This window comes from Streptosporangiales bacterium (assembly GCA_009379955.1).
In the GTDB taxonomy this organism is placed as follows: Bacteria; Actinomycetota; Actinomycetes; order Streptosporangiales; family WHST01; genus WHST01.
This window is the reverse complement of the sequence record WHST01000011.1, coordinates 1-18,889: the sequence shown is the minus strand read 5'-3', so window position 1 is coordinate 18,889 and position 18,889 is coordinate 1. Positions and strand designations below refer to the sequence as shown.

The following is an 18,889-nucleotide window of genomic DNA, read 5'->3' as shown; positions in this document are numbered from 1 at the left end:
GCCGACCTGGCGCGGTGCCTCAGCGGCGGTAGGGGCTGCGGGCGAAGTAGCCGATGGCGATGAGGCCGAGCGCGATGCCGGCCACGCAGACCCAGGTCCACCAGCGGTCGGCCCCATCGAGCTGTCCGCGGAAGACGAGCAGCGCGACCAGGGCGATCACCCACAGCACGGTGATGACGGCGACGGTGAGGAGCGCGTTGGGTCGCAACGGGGGCGGACTGGGGTGGCGACGCCGCTGCACTGGCACCTGTTCAGCCTACCCAGGGTTCCACGCGCCGCGCCGTGAAATCGTCACGTCGGCGGTACCCTTCCGCCCATGAGCGAGTCCGCGCAGCCGCCACGCGGCGCCCTCGACCGGTACTTCCGGATCTCCGCCCGTGGCTCGACGGTGGGCCGCGAGATCCGCGGTGGCGTCGTGACGTTCGTGACGATGGCGTACATCGTCGTGCTCAACCCGATCATCCTCGGCTCGGCTCCCGACGTCGACGGCACCGTGCTGGGGCCTGGGCGGGTGGCGGTGATGACCGCGCTCGTGGCCGGGGTGATGACGATCCTCATGGGTGTCGTCGGCCGCTACCCGCTCGCGATGGCGGCCGGGCTGGGCATCAACGGCTTCGTCGCGGGCCTGGTGATCAGCAAGACGTTGAGCTGGCCGGAGGTGATGGGACTCGTCCTCATCGAGGGCATGCTCGTGATGATCCTGGTGGTCACCGGGTTCCGCACGGCGGTCTTCAACGCCATCCCGAGGCAGATGAAGGTCGCGATCAGCGTCGGGATCGGGCTGTTCATCGCGCTGATCGGGTTCGTCGACGCCGGGTTCGTGCACCGTCCCGAGGTCGGGGTGGTGCCGGTCGAGCTCGGCATCGGCGGTCAGCTCGCCGGCTGGCCGATCGTGGTGTTCGTCGCCGGCCTCCTGCTCATGGGCGTCCTCGTCGCCAGGAAGGTCCGCGCCGCGATCCTGATCAGCATCGCGGTCGCCGCCGTGCTCGCGTTCGTCCTCGAGGCGATCTTCGGCATCGGGCTCGCGCCGAAGAACCCGTCGGGCTGGAGCAACGCGCTGCCCGCGCTGCCGTCCGACGTGTTCCGGCTGCCCGACCTCAGCCTGCTGGGCCAGGTGAGCGTGTTCGGCGCGTTCACCAGGATCAGCGTGCTGGCGGTCGTGCTGCTCGTCTTCTCGCTGATGCTGTCCGACTTCTTCGACACCATGGGCACGGTCGTCGGCGTCGGGTCCGAGGCCGGCCTGCTCGACGAGCGGGGCAGCCTGCCCGGCATCGGGCGGGTGCTGTTCGTCGACGCCGTCGGTGCCGCGGCGGGCGGGCTCGGCTCGGTGTCGTCCAACACCACGTACGTCGAGTCGGCGGCCGGCGTCGGCGAGGGCGCGCGCACCGGCCTGGCCAGCGTCGTGACCGGCGTGCTCTTCCTGCTCTCGATGTTCCTCGCCCCGCTGGTCGAGGTCATCCCCTCGCAGGCCGCCGCGCCCGCGCTCGTGATCGTCGGCTTCCTGATGATGACCCAGGTGACCGGCGTCGACTGGAAGGACGCAGGCGTCGCCATCCCGGCGTTCCTCACCATCGTGATCATGCCCTTCACGTACTCCATCGCGAACGGCATCGGCGCCGGGTTCGTCAGCTACGTCGTTATCCGCCTCGCCCAGCGGCGCGGCCGCGAGATCCACCCGCTGCTGTGGGTCGTAGCCGTCCTGTTCGCCCTCTACTTCGCGATCGGACCGATCGAGCGGCTCTTCGGCCTTGGCTGAGGCGTTCCGGGATGTGAGACGCACCCTCCGGGTAACGGTCGCACGAGGGGGGCGACCTTTACGTTAGCTTTGCTAACGAGTATCATGTGGACACGTGCATGTCGTAGACCCCACCCAGCCGGCAGCCGTCCACACCGCTGCCGCCCTGTCGAGTACCTTGCGCATCTCGGTCATGCGTCTGGCCAGGCGGCTGCGTTCCCAGCGTCCTGAGGCGCTCGACGCGCTCCCCGCCTCGCAGGTGGCCGCGCTGGCCACGCTCGAGCGGCGTGGCACGCTCGCCCTCCACGAGCTCGCCGCACACGAGAAGGTCAAGCCGCCGTCGATGACCCGCATCGTGGCCAAGCTCGAACGGCCCGGGCTCGTCGTACGGGAGGCGCACCCGACCGACCGCCGCCAGGTGCTGTTCGCGGCCACGGCGGAGGGTCGCACCCTCATCAAGGAAGACCGCAGGCGACGTGACGCCTGGCTCGCCAAGCGGCTGAAGGAGCTCAGCCCTGCCGAGCGCCGGGCCCTGCGCGCCGCCCTACCTGTATTGGAGAAGCTCGCCACCGCATGAGATCGACCTTTCGATCGTTACGGATAAGGAACTACCGCCTCTACTGGACCGGGGCGATGGTGTCGAACGGCGGCACCTGGATGCAGCGCATCGCCCAGGACTGGCTCGTGCTCCAGCTGACCGACAACAGCGGCGTCGCGCTCGGCATCACCACGGGGCTCCAGTTCCTCCCGATGCTGCTGTTCGGGCTGTGGGGCGGCGTCCTCGCCGACCGCTACGACAAGCGCAAGCTCCTGCTGCTGACCCAGGTGTCGTTCGCCGTCGTCGGGCTGACCCTCGGCGCTCTCGACGTGACCGGCGTCGTCGAGGCGTGGCACGTGTACCTCCTCGCGCTGATCTTCGGCGTCGTGACCGCCGTCGACAACCCGGCCAGGCAGGCGTTCGTGACCGAGATGGTCGGGCCGCAGGACACGAGCAACGCGGTGGCGCTCAACAGCGCGTCGTTCAACACGGCCCGCATCTTCGGGCCGGCGCTCGCGGGCCTGCTCATCAACCTGGTCGGCACGGGCCTGGTCTTTTTCATCAACGCCCTGTCGTACGTCGGCGTGATGATCGGCCTCCGCATGATGCGGGAGAGCGAGCTGCGGCGCGGCGGGGTCGCCGCCCGCGAGCCGGGCCAGCTCCGCGAGGGACTCCGCTACGTCAGGAGCCGGCCAGACCTGCTGCTCCCGATCGTCGTGGTCGGCTTCGTCGGCACGTTCGGCTTCAACTTCCAGATCACCATGGCGCTGATGGCCAAGGAGGTGTTCGGCCGGGGAGCCGGTTCGTTCGGTCTTCTCGCCACCGCGATGGCCGCGGGCTCCCTCGCCGGCGCGCTGATCGCGGCCAGGCAGGCGCGCCCCCGCGCGCGGGTGTTCGTCCAGGCGGCCGTGGTCTTCGGCCTGCTCGAGGTCGCCGCCGGCTTCATGCCGACGTACGAGACCTTCATGGTGATCCTCGTTCCCGTGGGCGTGTTCGCCATCGGCATGGCGACGACGGCGAACGCCTACGTGCAGGTGTCGAGCGTGCCGTCGATGCGCGGGCGGGTGATGTCGCTGTACATGCTCGTGTTCATGGGCGGCACCCCGATCGGTGCACCGCTCGTCGGCTGGGTCGCTGGTGCGCTCGGCGCGCAGTGGGGCATGATCACCGGCGGTGCGGTCTCGGTGGTGGCGACCCTGGTGGCCACCCTCGTCCTCTCCCGGCGGCAGGGGCTACGGCTGAAGCCGCGGATCAGGCCGCTGCCACACTGGAACGTGGTCTCGGGCGACAACGAGCCGGCGGCGGTCGGTGCCGGCGAGCGTTCGTGACGCCGTAGCCGGGTAGAGCCCAGGGGGAGTCGATGGCGGCGACAGGCAAGCACGACGACACGAGATCCACGGCCCTCGCGCCGTCGGGCGCGCGGCGGCGGCCGTACGCCATGCTCGCCCTCGCCACCGGCGTGGGCGCCGCGGCGATGGTCGTGGTCGCGGTCCTCTACGCCGTCGACGAGTGGGCGATCTGGGTGCTGGTGGCCGCGCTGGTCGCGGGCTTCGCGGCGAGCGTCGCCGGTCTGGTCCGGCGCCGCCGTGACCGCGCTCGCCGTTCCCGCACAGACGGCGGATGAGGCTGTTCGCGGCACTCGAGCCGCCGCCCGCTGCCCTCGCCGAGGTGGTCGAGGCGCTCGCGCCGGTCCGGACGGAGCTGCCCGACCTGCGCTGGGCACCGGTGGAACGCATGCACCTCACGGTCGCGTTCTACGGCGAGGTGCCCGACCGTTCGGTAGACGACCTCGGCGCGCGTCTCGCCCGTGCGGCGGGCCGGCACCCCGCGCTCTCGCTCGCCTTCACCGGCGCCGGCGCGTTCCCCGGGCGGCGCCGGGCGCGGATCCTCTGGCTGGGAGTCGGCGGCGACCGCGATCCGCTCGTCCGGCTCGCCGCGTCCGCATCCGCGGCGGGCCGCCGCATCGGGCTCGACCTCGACGAGCGCGGCTACCGGCCGCACCTGACCGTCGCGCGGGCCAGGCGGCCGTACGACCTCCACGCGTGCGTCGGGCGCCTCGAGACGTACGCGGGCACGGTGTGGCCGGCGACCGACCTGGCGCTCGTGCGCAGCCATCAGGGACCCGAGCCGCGGTACGAGACCCTCGAGACCTGGCCGCTGGTCGGGACACATAGCCTGCCGAGGTGAACCCACGCACCAGCAGGTGGCTGTTGCCGCTGCTGCTCCTGGCCCTCGTCGCCGCGGTCGTGGTCGGCGCGCTGGTCCGCTGACGCGGTCCCCAGGCGTAGGACCCTGGAACCGGTTGGGGCAGGATGGGGACACATGAGGCCCGATCCACGGCGCGCCGTCACTGCCCAGGTACTTCGCGCGCTCGCGGCGTCCACGCCATGGGTCGAGGACGAGGTACGCGGTCTCGACCACGTCGTCTCACCCGGCGACGTGGTGGTCGACGTGGGTGCCGCGCTCGGGGTCTACACGTGCGTGCTGTCCCGCCTCGTCGGCCCGACCGGTGTGGTGCTCAGCGTCGAGCCGCTCCCCGGCCTCTACACCCCGTACGACGGCTGGCTGCGGCTGCGCTCCGCGCCCAACGTCCGCCGCTACGCGCTGGCCCTCGGCGCCGAGCCGCACACTGCGGCCGTGAGCGTGCCGATGCGTCGCGGCCGGCCGGTCACCGGACGCGCCTTCGTGACGACAGGAGCCGGCGGGCTGGGTTCCAACGCGGAGTTCGCCGAGCAGGTCGAGCACGAGGTCCCCGTCACCACCCTCGACGAGCTCGCCCGGCGCACGCGACTCGACCGGATCGACTTCGTCAAGGCCGACGTCGAGGGCGGCGAACTCGCCTTCCTCCGCGGCGCGGAGGCGACGGTCGGCGAGTTCCGGCCATCGGTGCTCCTCGAGGTCGAAGATCGCCACCTGGAACGGTACGGTCACACCGCGGGCGACGTCGTCGCCTGGTTCGGTGAGCGCGACTACGCGTTGTCGGCGTGGTCACAGGGAGCGTGGCGACCGGTGTCCGGAGTGCGCGAGGGAGTCCGCAACTACCTCTTCTTCCCGTCCGGGCGGCAGGTGTCGTCGCGGGGGTCGTCATGAGCGTGTCGGTCACCCGTCGGGCGGTTCGCGCGGCCGCCGCACTCGGGTTCGTCGCCGCGCTGCTCGTCCCGCTCCCCGCGAGCGCCGGGCAGGCGGCCCCGCCCAAGGCCGCCGTCGCGTTCGAGTTCAGTGACGAACGCATCGACACCTCGAGTGGCCTCGCGGTGCTGCCGGCCGAGCCGGACCACGTCTTCACGATCAACGACAGCGGGCCCACCCGGGTCTTCGGCGTCTCCGCCGACGACGGCCGTTCGGACGCGACGATGCGGCTGCGCAACGCCGACAAGGTCGACTGGGAGGCCATCGCACCCGGCAAGGGACGCACCCTGTGGATCGGCGACATCGGCGACAACGACGCCCAGCGCGACAGCGTGACCGTGTACCGCTTCCGGCTGCCCGACGACCTGGCGACGGGTTTCTACGAGGCCGACGACTCCTACGAGCTGACGTACCCGGACGGCGCGCACGACGCCGAGGCCCTGCTCGTCAACCCGAAGAACTCGCACACGTACATCGTGACCAAGGACGAGAAGGGCGGCGCCCTCTACCGGGCCGACGACCTCGGTGAAGGGCAGAACGAGCTGCGCAAGCTCGGTGCCATGCCGCCGCTCATCACCGACGGGGCGTTCCGCTCCGACGGTGAGCAGTTCGTGCTGCGCAGCTACACGACGGGCTACGTCTACTCCACCGGAGGCAAGCAGCTCGCGAAGTTCGAGCTGCCCAAGCAGAAGCAGGGTGAGGGCATCGCGTACGCGCCCGGCGGCAAGTCGTTGCTGCTGAGCAGCGAGGGCGCGGGCAGCGAGGTGCTCCGGCTGCGACTGAGTGACGTCATGAAGAGCCCGTCGGCGACGGCGTCGCCGGGCAGCAGTGCCACGCCGAGCAGCTCCGAGCTGGGTGCCTCGGGCGAGGACAGCGGTGGCTTCGTCAACGGGCTGTTCATCGTGGGTCCGTTCGCCATCGCGCTGGTCGCGGCCGCCGCGGCGTTCTTCATCCGGCGCCGCACTGCCGCGCCCGTCGGTGCACACGGCGGCGGCAGGCGCGACCGCCGCTACGACCGCGACGAGCCGTACCCGCCGCCGGCGTACGGCGAGAGGTACGAGCCCGACGGCGACGACAGGGGATGGCCGGGGCCGCCCCAGCGCGGGGGCGGCGCACCCGGCGGGTTCGGGCCCCCCGGTGCCCAGGGCGGTCCGCCGGCCGGCCCACCGCACGGCCGCAGGTCCGCGCAGCCGTCGCGCCGCGCGGGGTCGCGTCCGGCACGCGGCCGGCGCCGCGGGTCGTCGGGCGACGACGGTGAGCCGTTCTGGCTGCGCGACTGACGGTCGCGGCCTAGGAGCGGTAGCCGTCGGGATTCTGGTGCTGCCAGCGCCAGTGGTCGGCGCACATCTGGTCGAGTGACCGGTCGGCCTGCCAGCCCAGGTCGCGCTTCGCCTTGCTCGGATCGCAGTACGAGACCGGGGCGTCGCCCGCACGGCGGTCGGCGACGACGTGGGGGATCGGGCGTCCGACGGCGCGCTCGAACGCGTGCAGCACCTCGAGGACCGACGAGCCGGTGCCGGTGCCGAGGTTCCACGCGGTGGCGCCGTGGAACGTGTCGAGGTGCTCGAGCGCGGCGACGTGGCCGGCGGCGAGGTCCATGACGTGGATATAGTCGCGGACGCCGGTGCCGTCGGCGGTCGGGTAGTCGTCGCCGAACACGGTGAGCCGGTCGCGGCGCCCCACTGCGACCTGGGCGATGAACGGCAGCAGGTTGTTGGGCACGCCGGTCGGGTCCTCGCCCATCGTCCCCGACGGGTGGGCGCCGACGGGGTTGAAGTAGCGCAGCAGCCCGAACCGCCAGCGCTCGTCGGCCGCGGCGACGTCGGTGAGGATGCGTTCGACCTGCACCTTGGTCTCGCCGTACGGGTTGACCGCGCCGAGGCGGACGTCCTCGCGCAACGGCATGTCGTCGGTGTCGCCGTAGATGCCGTACACGGTCGCGGAGGAGCTGAACACGAGCCGGTGCACACCGTGCCGCTCCATGACGCGCAGCAGCGTCAGCGTGCCGCCGACGTTGGTGGTGTAGTAGCGCAGCGGCTGCGCGACCGACTCGCCGACCGCCTTCAGCGCTGCGAAGTGCACGACGGCGTCGATCGCGCGGTCACCGAACACCCGGCCGAGCGCCTGCTCGTCCAGGACGTCGGTGTCGTGGAACGCGACGGCGGTGCCGGTGATCGCCTCGACGCGGCGCAGCGACTCCGGTTGGGAGTTGGCGAGGCTGTCGACCACGACCACCTCGTGACCCGCCTCGAGCAACGCGACGACGGTGTGACTGCCGATGTACCCGGCGCCGCCGGTGACGAGAACCCGCATCCCTCCACCGTATCGACCGCCCCGTCGGTCGAGCCGTGCGGCCGGGCGCTCAACCCGTGAGGGGCACCCTCACCGCGTTCTGGCGCGGTGAGGGTGCCCCCCACGGGTGGGAGGACACGGTGAGGGTGCCCCTCACGGGGTGGGTCCTGGAGACCCGGCGACGGGTCTCGGCTAGAGGCGGTCGACCACGTGGTCGATGCAGGTGGTCAGGGCTTCGACGTCGCCGGGCTCGACGGCGGGGAACATGCCGATGCGGAGCTGGTTGCGGCCGAGCTTGCGGTAGGGCTCGGTGTCGACGATGCCGTGGGCGCGCAGGACGGCCGCGAGCTGGGCGGCGTCGACGCCGTCGGCGAAGTCGACGGTGCCGACGACGTTCGAGCGCTGGGCGGGGTCGCGGACGAACGGCTCGGCGGTGGACGACTTCTCGGCCCAGCGGTAGAGGCGGGACGCGGAGTCGGCGGTGCGGTCGGTCGCCCACGGCAGGCCGCCCCTGTCGATCAGCCAGTCGAGCTGGTCGGCGAGCAGGAAGAGAGTGGCGACCGCCGGGGTGTTGTAGGTCTGGTCCTTCGCGGAGTTGTCGATCGCCGTCGCGAGGTCGAGGAACGCGGGGATGTAGCGTCCCGACGCCTTGACCTCGGCGACGCGGGCCAGCGCGGCGGGGGAGAACGCCGCGACCCACAGGCCGCCGTCGGCGGCGAAGCACTTCTGCGGCGCGAAGTAGTAGACGTCGAACTGGCTCGGGTCGACCGGCAGGCCGCCCGCGCCGCTCGTGGCGTCGACGACGACGAGTGCGTCGCCGGCGTCGGCGGGCCGCTCGACCGGCATCGCGACGCCGGTCGACGTCTCGTTGTGGGTGAGGGCGTACGTGTCGACGCCGGCGGTGCTGCGCGCTGCCGGGTGGGTGCCGGGCTCGGACTCGACGATCGCCGGGTCGGTCAGCCAGGGCGCCGCCTTCGTGGCCGCCGCGAACTTCGACGAGAACTCGCCGAAGACGTAGTGCTGCGAACGCTCGCGGACGAGGCAGAACGCCGCGGCGTCCCAGAACGCGGTCGACCCGCCGTTGCCGAGGACGACCTCGTAGCCGTCGGGCAGGCCGAAGAGCTCGTTGACGCCGTCCCTGATCTGCCGGACGAGCCACTTGATCGGGCCCTGGCGGTGGGACGTGCCGAGGAGCTTGGTGCCGGTGTCGGCGAGGGAGGCGATGGACTCCGGGCGCACCTTGGACGGGCCACAGCCGAACCGGCCGTCCTCGGGCAGGAGTTCTGAAGGGATCTGGATCGGGGCCATGCGCAGATTGTCCCACCTGCGTAGTCGAGTGCTCGCGTTGCGTCCACCATCAGGGGCCGCAGTGCCGGTCCACGGCCTCGGTTCGTCGTGAGAGATCATTCCGGAACCGCGATCGATCCCCTTGGTGGTGTGCAGCCGTGACGAAGACACGCATGGTGTGGCTCAGCGGCGTCGGTGCCCTGCTGATCGCACTGGCCGGCCTGACGTTCGTGAACCCGTTCCGCTGGGTCGGGTTCGGAGACCGTCCATGGCTGTCGCTGCTCCTGGCGGCCGCCGGCCTCAGCGTGCTCGGCATCACCTGCGTCCTGCTGGCGGCGGCGAGAGGCGGTTCGCGGAGCCTGCCGCCGGCTCTCGGCGCGGTCGCGCTGCTGGCGGCCGCGCTGGTGACCACCGGAGTCGGCATGCTCCTCGGCTACGTCATGGATCTCGACCAACGGGTCCTGGCGACGTCTCGCGACGGCCGGTTCGAGGTCATCGTGCACGACACCACCAACGTCATCGACCCGGTGCAGGGGCTGTACGTGCAGTCCACCAGCGGACCGTTCAGCAGGCGCGCCTATCTCGGCTGCTTCAACTCGGACTCCAGCAGCGAGTCGTTCCGCACGGCACGCTTCGGCGGCGGCGACACGGTGGTGCTCGACGGTACGAAGCAGTGGACGGTCCGCTTCGACCCGGAGACCGTCCGGAGCTCCGACCACGTCGAGCTGGGTGCCTGCACCCGCCAGCTCTACACCGGCTGAGGTCGCCCTTCTAGGCGTCGAGTTTGTCGTAGCCCGCCACGGCGCTCGCCGGACGGGTGTCGGGGCCGATGTAGCGCGCCGCGGGCCTGATGAGGCGTCCGGTGCGCTTCTCCTCGAGGATGTGCGCGCTCCAGCCGGCCGTGCGGGCCGACGTGAACATCGACGTGAACTTGTCCGCCGGTATGCCCGCGAAGTCGAGCACGATCGCGGACCAGAACTCGACGTTGGTCTCCAGTACGCGGTCGGGCCGGCGCGCCCGCAGCTCGCCGAGCGCGGCCTTCTCCAGCGCGGCCGCCACCTCGTAGCGCTCTGCGCCGAGCTCCTTCGCCGTGCGTCGCAGGACGCGCGCCCGCGGGTCCTCGGCGCGGTAGACGCGGTGGCCGAAGCCCATCAGCCGGCTGCCCTTGTCGAGCTCGGCGCGGACGTACGCACCGGCGTCGCCGATGCGCTCGACCTCCTCGACCATGTGCAGCACCCGGGCCGGCGCGCCGCCGTGCAGCGGGCCGGACATCGCGCCCACGGCGCCGGAGAGCGCGGCGGCCACGTCGGCGCCGGTCGACGCGATGACGCGCGCGGTGAACGTCGACGCGTTCATGCCGTGCTCCGCGGCCGACACGAGGTAGGCGTCGACGGCCTTGATCTGCTCGGGGCGTGGCTCGCCGAGCCACCGGATCATGAACCGCTCGGTGATGGACGCGGCCTTGTCGACCTCGCTCTGCGGGACCATCGGCAGGTCCTGCCCGCGCATCGACTGGGCGATGAACGACAGGGCCGTGACCGCAGCGCGGGCGAGGTCGTCGCGTGCCTGCTCCGGCGTGATGTCGTACAGCTGGCGGAGTCCCCACACCGGGGCGAGCTGCGCGAGTGCGGACTGCACGTCGACCCGGACGTCGCCGGAGTGCACGGGGAGCGGGAAGGGCTCGGCCGGCGGCAGGCCGGGGGCGAACTCGCCGTCGACGAGCAGGCCCCATACCTGGCCGAAGGTGACCTCGCCGACGAGATCCTCGATGTCGACGCCGCGGTAGCGGAGGGAGCCACCCTCCTTGTCCGGTTCCGCGATCTCGGTCTCGAAGGCGACGATCCCCTCGAGTCCGGGCTTGAAGTCGGACATCAGGTGCTCCCGTCCTGCCTGGCCGCGGATAGCGGCCGTACGGCTGTGCTGGTGCGGAGCTGTCATTCAACCCCTACCGGTGGGTCACCTGCCAGTCGGGGGAGCTGTCCGACACGTCACATCCGCGCGGGTGGCACGATCGGGGGGTGAACGCCTCCACCGACCCCGCCGCCCTGCGTCGTGCGTACGCTCTCGCCGGCCTGTCCGAGTCCGACCTCGCCGCCGACCCCATGACCCAGTTCGACCGCTGGTTCGGCGAGGCGTCGGCCGCGCGCGAGGTCGTCGTCGAGCCCAACGCCATGGTGGTCGCGACCGCCGACGCCGAGGGCAGGCCGAGCTCGCGCAGCGTCCTGCTCAAGGGGTACGACGAGCGCGGCTTCGTCTTCTACACCAACTACCGCTCGCGCAAGGCCCGCGAGATCGAGGCCAACCCGCGGATCGCCGCCACCTTCCCCTGGTACGCACTGGAGCGCCAGGTGCTCGTGTACGGCGACGCCGAGCGGGTGAGCCGGGAGGAGAGCATCGCGTATTTCGCGCTGCGGCCGAAGGGGTCGCAGCTGGGCGCGTGGGCGAGCGAGGAGCAGTCCGCCGTCGTCGTGTCACGCGAGGTGCTGGAGGAGCGGTACGCCGAGTTGCAGGGGAGCTGGCCAGGTGACACCGCCGTCCCGCTGCCGGAGTTCTGGGGCGGCTACCTGATCGTCCCGTCCGCGGTGGAGTTCTGGCAGGGGCGCGGCGACCGCATGCACGACCGGCTCCGGTACGTGCGCGAGTCGTCCGGTTGGCGCGTCGAACGCCTTGCCCCCTGACGCCTCCTACGGCGTGCCGATGCGGGCGGGGTCGACCGTGATCCAGACCGACTGCGCCCGGCCGAGGACGCGGCCGTCGGCGTCGTAGAGCGCGGACGCGGTGTGGATCTTGCGGCCCTCGCGACCGAGCACCGTGGCGACGACCACGCACCGCTCACCCACGTACGGTGCCTCGTCGACGATGCCGGTCATCGTGCCGAGCAGCGCGGGCTCGGCGGCGAAGTCCCAGGCCCACGCCGCGGCGCAGTCGAGCACGGTCCAGGCGAACTCGGCGGGCACCGGCCCGCCGTCGTCGCCGAGCGCGAACATCGACTCGTCCGGCTGCCAGGTGCCGGCGACACGCCCGTCGCCCACCGAACCGACGGCGAGGCGGATGCCGTCGCCCGGCCGGCGGTCGACGCCGCAGCCGAAGCAGGTGGGCATCGGATGCCGCGCGTACCCGGGGTAACGCTCGCCCGCCGCGGCGGCGTCGGCGTAGCCCACCGGCTCGGGCGGGTCGGTGTCGAGCCGGCCTGGTGCCGCCTCCGCGAGCACGCGGTGGTCGAGGCGGACGGTCACGGTGTCGCCGTCGGAGGTGACGAGCGCGGGGGTGTCGAGCGGGATCGGCGCGCGGAGCACCGTCGTCACGGCCTGCGGCTCCCTGCCGTGCGGTGCGGTCTCGTCGACGGAGGTGAGACCGACGTACGACGCGACGCGGCTGGCGACGTAACCGCCGTTCGCCGAGTGCGGCGGGCCGCAGAATCGGGCGGGGACGACCAGCGACGCGCCGCTGGTACTCGGAGGGTCCGACGTTCCCGCCGGCTGCGTTCCAGGCATGACGACGACCGTACCCAACCGGGAGATGCGCCGGGACACGAGGAGAGACCGGGTGACCACGAGCGGCGGAAGCGCGCGCCGACCCGCGGCGATCGGTGACGAAATCGGGCCGCTGACCTGGAGACTTCAAAGATGTCCGATATGTCATACCCCCCCTCCGTGACTCTCCGAGAGCTACCAGCTACATTCTCCCCCAGCACCACCGCCCCGCGTTGTCACGCCCTCACGGGACGTGACCACGCTCCAGCCCCAGGAGCTCGAGTGAAGTCCCGCGTAACCGCACCGTCACCGAACGCAACCGCGTTCGTTGTCCGGTGCATGAGTCACGCATGGTCCGGCGCGCGCCGGCAACTGGCGCTGGCGGCCGCCTGCGCGATGGTGCTCGGCGCGGTCGTCGGCTGCGGCTCCGGCGAGGCGACGCCGAAGCCCTCCACCACGTCGTCCAAGGCCGCCGTCGAGAAGCGGGTGAAGGTCGTCGACGCGTCGACGTTCACGACGGTCGAGGGCGCACCACGCGACGCCTCGACGAAGAAGACCGACGGCACGGTCGTCCACCCGAAGAGCAAGCAGCCGGTGTACGACGAGCCGGGCGGCACCGCGATCGCCAGGCTCCCGGTCAAGGAGCTCGGCAACCCCACCTGGGTCCCGGTGATCGACCGGAAGTCCGGGTGGCTCAAGGTCCTCCTGCCGGCGCGGCCCAACGGCGCCGCCGGCTGGCTCAGGTCCTCGGCACAGCTCGACAAGGCCAAGACGCCGTACGTCGTCAAGGTCGACGTCGACAAGAGGAGGCTCGTCCTCCGCAAGGACGACGCGTTGGTCGGGAGCTGGCAGGTGGCGGTCGGCGCGACCAAGACCCCTACGCCCCGCACGCGCACCTACCTGATGGCGTCGATCATCGACGCCAAGCAGGCCAAGTACACACCGCTCGTGTTGCCGCTCGGAGCTCACTCCGACACGCTCGACACGTTCGGTGGCGGCCCTGGCACGGTCGCCCTCCACGGTTGGTCCACCGACAGCAGTGTCTTCGGGCAGGCCGTGAGTAATGGGTGCATCCGCGTCCCCGCGGACGGGCTCGACGAGCTCCGCCAGGTGCCGCTCGGCTCATTGGTCCTCATCCAGTGAGCCCGACCCCCCGAGAGAAGAACTCCTTAGGAGGCCACACCCTGATGGCATGGAAGAAGATCGCTGGAGCGGGGCTCGCCGCGTCTGCCGGCGTCGCGCTGCTCTTCGCAGCAGTGAACCCGGCGCAGGCCGCCAGTTCCAACCCGGACAGTGCGTACGGGGTGCACGTGCAGCTCTCCGGCAACGACGTCATCAAGAAGACGCCGTTCGTCGAGTCGACCGACGGCAAGCTCGTCAAGGAGCGCACGGCCTCGATTCCCGCACGTGACTGGCAGCCCACGGTGGCGCTGCCGATCATCGGCGACGACGCGCCGATGGACGTCGGCGCGCTAGAGGTGCTGGCCGAGAAGAACCACGCCGAGGCGCGGATCGGCAACCTGAACCTCGGTGGCGACGCCGGCATCACGGCCGAGCTCATCGAGGCCACGTCCGAGAACGCGGTCGGCTCGAGCAAGATCGTCGGCCTCAAGATCGGCAACAACGACCTGTCCGGTCTGGCGCCGAGCCCCGCGGCGAACACGACCATCGGGGTGGCCGGTCTGCTCGAGATCACGCTGAACGAGCAGATCACCAACGACGACGGCAGCCTCACGGTCAACGCCGTGCACGTCAAGGTGGCACCCGGTATCACCGCGCCGCAGCTCGACCAGCTGCTGGGCCAGCTCTCTGCGACCGGTGGTCTCGACGCCAGTGCCGGTCTGACCCAGCTGTCCGAGCTGGACGGCCTGAGCGCCTCGGTGACCGGTGCGCTCGAAGGGCTCACGGGCTCGAGCGCGCGTAGCGCGGACCCCCTCGCCAGCATCGTGCTCGCCAGCGCGACCTCCGGCGACAACGGCGACGACGGCGGGGACGACCCGGGCGACGACGATGACGACAACGGTGACGACGACGGTGGCGACGACGACGGCAGCGCGCCGACGCCGACGCCCGTGCAGACCGAGCACGCGGTGACCGGCTAGTCATCAGCAGCACCACCAGCACCATCTCGGCGATGGGCCGGCGGCCTCACCTCGGTGAGTGTCGCCGGCCCATCGCCGCGTTTGGGAGATCGTCCGCCCCTCCGAGTACCATTTCGGTTGTGACAGCGCACGGTCTGATCGACACGACTGAGATGTACCTCAAAGCCATCTTCGAGCTCGAGGAGGAGGGCATCGTTCCGCTGCGCGCCCGCATCGCGGAGCGGCTCAGCCAGAGCGGTCCCACCGTCAGCCAGACCGTGGCGCGCATGGAGCGCGACGGCCTCGTCAAGGTGGAGGGCGACCGGCATCTGGAGTTCTCCCCGCGGGGCCACGAGTACGCGACCCAGGTGATGCGCAAGCACCGGCTCGCGGAGGTGCTGCTGCTCGACGTGCTCGGGCTCGACTGGGAGCAGGTCCACGTCGAGGCCTGTCGCTGGGAGCACGTGATGTCCGACGACGTCGAGCGCCGCATCGTCGCTCTCTGCCACAAGCCGCGCCGGTGCCCGCACGGCAACCCCATCCCCGGTCTCGTCGAGCTCGACGTGCCCGTGGAGCCCATGCCCGAGCTCGACCTACAGACGGCGGGCGAGGCGGCCGGGCCTACCGGCACCGACGTCGTGGTCAGGCGGATCAGCGAGCGCGTCCAGGACGACGTGCCGTTCATGCGCGAGCTCTACGACGCCGGCGTCGCACCCGACGCCACGGCCACCGTGGTCGCGCGGCCCGACGACACCGTCGAGCTGCGCGTCGGCGCGGCCGCGTTGATCCTCGACCGCCACAAGGTCGACGCGATCTTCGTCTCCGTGTCCTGAGGCCCGCTCGCCGCTCACGCCTGGCGGGCGGTGAGGGTGGCGGCCAGGCGGTCGCGGACGTCGGCGATGAGGGTGTCCTGGGGCACCGCGCGTCCGGCGACGGCCGAGATGAACGTCGGTAGGCCGGGGAGCGCGAAACCGTCGGCGGCGCGGATGCGGCGGGCGACCGCGCTCTCGTCGGCCGGCAGCGACTGGTCGTCGACCCGGTCGCGGGTCTGTTCCCACGCCGTCAGCACCTCGCCCTCGTTCGGCACGCCGAAGCCGTGGCCCACCGGCGCCGCGTGGCGCAGGGCGACGAGCGGGCTGCCGGCGAGCCGGCGGGCCACGCGGATGCGGGTGCGCAAGGTGCGGCGGACGGCCTCGGGCAGCCGCGTCCGCACGTGGCAGTCGACGGAGCAGAACCCGGCACAGGCGGCCAGGGCGTCGGCGATGTGCGAGTGCTGGCGGTCGAGGTAGCTCTGCCACTCGGCGACCGGACGCTCCGCCACCCGGACGGCGATGCGCGCCGCCTTGCGCTCCAGGCCGCCGTGCTCGCACTCGCGCTCGTCGGTGCCCCACCGGCTGCCGGGACCGAGCACGTGGCGGCCCAGTCGCGCCGGGTCGGCCGCGTGCCCGAGTACCGGCTCCCAGACCAGCATCGGCAGGTACTCGTTCAGGATGTGCGCGACGGCGAGCGCACGCGACATGTCGCCGTGCTGCCACCGGACCGCGATGACCTCGAGCATGAGGCCGAACGCGGGCACCATCGAGTCGAGCGCCCCCCGATCAGGCGCGTCGGGCCGCTGGGGGATCCAGGACCTCCGCGCCCGCTCGGCCAGGTCCGTGGGCACCCCGGGTGCCTGGTCGAAGTCCTCGGCGTCGAGCTCGAGCAGCCGCAGCCCGAACTCACACAGCCGCTCGGCGCGCTCCCTGGCGCCGTCGTCGAGGTCGTCGAGCAGCGTGACGACGGCCGCGACCTCCGCGAACGCGTACCTGTCGACGAGGCTGAGCACCAGCCCCCGGTCATCCATGGGACGAGGTTGTCACATCAGGTAACGCAGCCAGAGGTACGGCACGCACAGCGCGATCGTCACGGGGGTGACGACGAGGCCGTACTTCGTGAACTGCCAGAACGTGATCTTCATGCCGTTCCGCTCGGCGATGCCGAGGACCACGACGTTGGCGGACGCCCCGATGGCGGTCGCGTTGCCGCCGAGGTCGGCGCCGAGGGCGAGTGCCCACCACAGCACGGACGCGTCGCCGCTCATGGTGGGGACGAGCTCGGCGACGACGGGAGCCATCGTCGCGACGTACGGGATGTTGTCGATGATCGCGGACAGTCCGGCGGAGCCCCAGAGCAGGGCCATCGTCGTCACCGCGAGGTTGCCGCCGGTGGCGTCGGTGGCGAGGTCGGCGACCCCGCCGATGACGCCGACGTTGACGAGCGCCCCCACCACGACGAACAGGCCGGCGAAGAAGCCCAGGGTCGGCCACTCGACCTCGCGCAGGACGTCGGTGACCGTGACGCGCGTGCCGGCGACGAGGAGGCCGGCGCCGAGCAGGGCGACGACCGACGGTTCGTAGTGCAGGACGGGGTGGAGGACGAACGCCACGATGACCACGCCGAGCACGACGAGGCAGCGCCACAGCAGCTTGGGGTCGGTGATCGCCTTGCGGGCGCTCATCGCCTCGAGGTCCGCGGCGCGGTCCGCGTCGTAGACGAAGGCCGAACGGAACAACGGCCGGCAGAGCAGGACGAAGGCCACCATCAGGATGACGACGAGCGGCGCGAGGTGCACCAGGAAGTCGTTGAACGTGAGGTCGGCGCGGTTGGCGATGATGATGTTCGGCGGGTCGCCGACGAGCGTGGCCGTGCCGCCGATGTTGGACGCCATCGCCTGGGCGATGAGGTACGGCGGGGCCGAGAGGTTCAGCCGCCGGCAGATCGCCAGCGTCATCGGCGCGACGAGCAGCACCGTGGTCACGTTGTCGAGCAGCGCCGACGCCGTCGCCGTGAGGATGCACAGCATGACGAGCAGCCGGTAGGGCCGGCCGCGGGCGCGCTTGGCCGCCCAGATCGCGAGGAACTCGAAGAGCCCGGTGTGCTTGAGCACGCCGACGATGACCATCATCCCCAGCAGCAGGAAGATGACGTTCCACTCGATGCCGGTGTGGGAGTCGAAGAACGCCTTCTCCGCGTCCGTGGCGTGGATGAGGAGCATGACGCCCGCGCCACCGAGCGCGGCGGCGGTGCGGTGGATGCGCTCGGTCGCGATGAGGATGTAGACGCCGACGAAGACGACCACGGTGACGGTGGCGATCATGGCGGCTCCCGCGGGGTCGAGGACGACGTCGCCGACCAGTCTTCCCGGCACACCGGGAAGCACCTTATCGGTCGACGGCCGACGGATACAGTGCGGCGATGGCGATCTTCGATATGGACCTTGCCGAGCTGCGAACCTACCGGTCTCGGATAGTGGAACCGGGCGACTTCGAGGAGTTCTGGTCGCGAACGCTGGCCGAGGCTCGCGTCCACGCACTGTCCGCATCGTGGACTCCGTACGACACGGGTCTGCGGGTCGTCGACACGTTCGACGTGCGCTTCGCCGGGTGGGGCGGGCACGAGATCCGCGGCTGGCTGCACCTGCCTGCCGGGCACCGGAGTCCGCTGCCCGCCGTCGTGCAGTACATCGGGTACGGGGGAGGTCGCGGTCTCGCGCACCAGCACACGCTGTGGGCACAGGCCGGCTACGCGCACCTCGTCATGGACACCAGGGGGCAGGGCAGTGGTCACGCTCCCGGCGACACGCCTGACCCTGGGCCGGCCGGCGCGAACCCGCACCATCCGGGCTTCATGACCAAGGGGATCCTCGACCGCGACACCTACTACTACCGGCGGGTGTTCACCGACGCGGTCCGCGCGGTGGAGGCGGTGCGCACGCATCCCGCCGTCGACGGCGAACGGGTAGCCGTGACGGGCGGCAGCCAGGGCGGCGGCATCGCCCTCGCCGTCGGCGCGCTCGTGGGCGACGTGTCGGCGGTCCTGCCCGACGTGCCGTTCCTCTGCGACTTCCCGCGAGCGGTTGACCTCGTCGACGCCGACCCGTACGCCGAGATCCGCCGCTATCTCAAGGTGCACCGCGACCAGGTCGACCGGGTGTTCGACACCCTCGGGTACTTCGACGGCGTCCACTTCGCGGGCCGGTCGACGGCTCCGTCGCTGTTCTCGGTGGGTCTGATGGACGAGACCTGCCCGCCGTCGACGGTGTTCGCCGCGTACAACGCCTACCGCGGGGAGAAGGACATCGAGGTGTACAGGTACAACGACCACGAGGGCGGCGAGGCGTTTCAGGACATCGCGAAGCTCGCGTACCTGGGCCGGCTCTTCGGCTGAGCTCGCGCTCCCGTTGATCACGTTAACCTCGGTCTTTCACACCTGGTGGGGCGACACGGGGTGTGGTGATGCGAAAGTGCCTTGTCTGCAAGGGAAACTGGGACTTGTCGACGGTCCTGTTGCTCTTGGAGAAAGGCACTTCGCGGGT

General features: G+C 71.4%; 20 protein-coding genes. 13 read left to right on the top strand and 7 right to left on the bottom strand.

From position 1 onward, the window contains the following. Nucleotides 1-19: 19 nt before the first annotated feature. Nucleotides 20-241 carry a DUF2530 domain-containing protein gene (locus GEV10_05195; GenBank protein MQA77865.1) on the bottom strand — a complete coding sequence of 74 codons (222 nt, stop codon included), beginning with the start codon at nt 239-241 and terminating at the stop codon, nt 20-22. A gap of 75 nt (nt 242-316) precedes the next feature. On the opposite strand from GEV10_05195, the gene GEV10_05190 reads away from it, so the two are divergent. The 7 genes from GEV10_05190 to GEV10_05160 all read left to right on the top strand — a co-directional run bounded on the left by GEV10_05190 (nt 317) and on the right by GEV10_05160 (nt 6,682). Beyond that, a complete protein-coding gene (locus GEV10_05190; GenBank protein MQA77864.1) occupies nt 317-1,756 on the top strand; it encodes an NCS2 family permease in 1,440 nt (479 codons plus the stop codon). A gap of 172 nt (nt 1,757-1,928) precedes the next feature. Continuing rightward, nucleotides 1,929-2,312 (top strand): MarR family transcriptional regulator, encoded by a 384-nt coding sequence (locus GEV10_05185; GenBank protein MQA77863.1) that lies wholly within the window; start codon nt 1,929-1,931, stop codon nt 2,310-2,312. Beyond that, on the top strand, nt 2,309-3,601 hold the full coding sequence (locus GEV10_05180) for an MFS transporter (GenBank protein MQA77862.1): 1,293 nt from the start codon (nt 2,309-2,311) through the stop codon (nt 3,599-3,601). The genes GEV10_05185 and GEV10_05180 overlap by 4 nt, the downstream gene beginning before the upstream one ends. 32 nt (nt 3,602-3,633) lie before the next feature. Beyond that, nucleotides 3,634-3,897 (top strand): hypothetical protein, encoded by a 264-nt coding sequence (locus GEV10_05175; protein MQA77861.1) that lies wholly within the window; start codon nt 3,634-3,636, stop codon nt 3,895-3,897. Beyond that, on the top strand, nt 3,894-4,460 hold the full coding sequence (gene thpR / locus GEV10_05170) for an RNA 2',3'-cyclic phosphodiesterase (protein MQA77860.1): 567 nt from the start codon (nt 3,894-3,896) through the stop codon (nt 4,458-4,460). The genes GEV10_05175 and thpR overlap by 4 nt, the downstream gene beginning before the upstream one ends. A gap of 135 nt (nt 4,461-4,595) precedes the next feature. Next, a complete protein-coding gene (locus tag GEV10_05165) occupies nt 4,596-5,363 on the top strand; it encodes an FkbM family methyltransferase (protein MQA77859.1) in 768 nt (255 codons plus the stop codon). Then, complete coding sequence (locus tag GEV10_05160) at nt 5,360-6,682, top strand: hypothetical protein (GenBank protein ID MQA77858.1); 1,323 nt, start codon at nt 5,360-5,362, stop codon at nt 6,680-6,682. The genes GEV10_05165 and GEV10_05160 overlap by 4 nt, the downstream gene beginning before the upstream one ends. Nucleotides 6,683-6,692: 10 nt before the next feature. Here GEV10_05160 and galE read toward each other — a convergent pair whose 3' ends face one another. Further along, nucleotides 6,693-7,715 carry a UDP-glucose 4-epimerase GalE gene (gene galE, locus GEV10_05155; protein ID MQA77857.1) on the bottom strand — a complete coding sequence of 341 codons (1,023 nt, stop codon included), beginning with the start codon at nt 7,713-7,715 and terminating at the stop codon, nt 6,693-6,695. A gap of 171 nt (nt 7,716-7,886) precedes the next feature. Next, entirely contained in the window at nt 7,887-9,002 is a 1,116-nt protein-coding gene (locus tag GEV10_05150; GenBank protein ID MQA77856.1) for a phosphoserine transaminase, read from the bottom strand. A gap of 137 nt (nt 9,003-9,139) precedes the next feature. Between GEV10_05150 and GEV10_05145 the strand changes: the two genes are divergently transcribed. Continuing rightward, the gene (locus GEV10_05145; protein ID MQA77855.1) at nt 9,140-9,742 is read left to right on the top strand and encodes a hypothetical protein; all 603 of its coding nucleotides are present in this window, start codon (nt 9,140-9,142) and stop codon (nt 9,740-9,742) included. Between the two features lie 10 nt (nt 9,743-9,752). On the opposite strand, the gene GEV10_05140 is transcribed toward GEV10_05145, so the two are convergent. Continuing rightward, a complete protein-coding gene (locus tag GEV10_05140) occupies nt 9,753-10,853 on the bottom strand; it encodes a citrate synthase (GenBank protein ID MQA77854.1) in 1,101 nt (366 codons plus the stop codon). 146 nt (nt 10,854-10,999) lie between these two features. Between GEV10_05140 and pdxH the strand changes: the two genes are divergently transcribed. Then, entirely contained in the window at nt 11,000-11,659 is a 660-nt protein-coding gene (pdxH, locus tag GEV10_05135; GenBank protein MQA77853.1) for a pyridoxamine 5'-phosphate oxidase, read from the top strand. A gap of 6 nt (nt 11,660-11,665) precedes the next feature. Here pdxH and GEV10_05130 read toward each other — a convergent pair whose 3' ends face one another. Then, nucleotides 11,666-12,475 (bottom strand): hypothetical protein, encoded by an 810-nt coding sequence (locus tag GEV10_05130; GenBank protein MQA77852.1) that lies wholly within the window; start codon nt 12,473-12,475, stop codon nt 11,666-11,668. A gap of 318 nt (nt 12,476-12,793) precedes the next feature. On the opposite strand from GEV10_05130, the gene GEV10_05125 reads away from it, so the two are divergent. The 3 genes from GEV10_05125 (at nt 12,794) to GEV10_05115 (ending at nt 15,368) form a co-directional block, all read left to right on the top strand. Next, nucleotides 12,794-13,597 (top strand): L,D-transpeptidase family protein, encoded by an 804-nt coding sequence (locus GEV10_05125; GenBank protein MQA77851.1) that lies wholly within the window; start codon nt 12,794-12,796, stop codon nt 13,595-13,597. A 44-nt stretch (nt 13,598-13,641) separates the two neighbouring features. After that, the gene (locus GEV10_05120; protein ID MQA77850.1) at nt 13,642-14,556 is read left to right on the top strand and encodes a hypothetical protein; all 915 of its coding nucleotides are present in this window, start codon (nt 13,642-13,644) and stop codon (nt 14,554-14,556) included. Nucleotides 14,557-14,675: 119 nt separating this feature from the next. Further along, nucleotides 14,676-15,368, top strand: a complete 693-nt coding sequence (locus GEV10_05115) for a dihydrofolate reductase (protein MQA77849.1) — start codon at nt 14,676-14,678, stop codon at nt 15,366-15,368. A 14-nt stretch (nt 15,369-15,382) separates the two neighbouring features. On the opposite strand, the gene GEV10_05110 is transcribed toward GEV10_05115, so the two are convergent. Beyond that, nucleotides 15,383-16,378, bottom strand: a complete 996-nt coding sequence (locus tag GEV10_05110) for a hypothetical protein (GenBank protein MQA77848.1) — start codon at nt 16,376-16,378, stop codon at nt 15,383-15,385. Between the two features lie 12 nt (nt 16,379-16,390). Next, nucleotides 16,391-17,671 (bottom strand): hypothetical protein, encoded by a 1,281-nt coding sequence (locus tag GEV10_05105; GenBank protein ID MQA77847.1) that lies wholly within the window; start codon nt 17,669-17,671, stop codon nt 16,391-16,393. Between the two features lie 98 nt (nt 17,672-17,769). On the opposite strand from GEV10_05105, the gene GEV10_05100 reads away from it, so the two are divergent. Continuing rightward, nucleotides 17,770-18,741, top strand: coding sequence for a prolyl oligopeptidase family serine peptidase (locus GEV10_05100; protein ID MQA77846.1), 972 nt, complete (start codon nt 17,770-17,772; stop codon nt 18,739-18,741). Nucleotides 18,742-18,889: the final 148 nt, after the last annotated feature.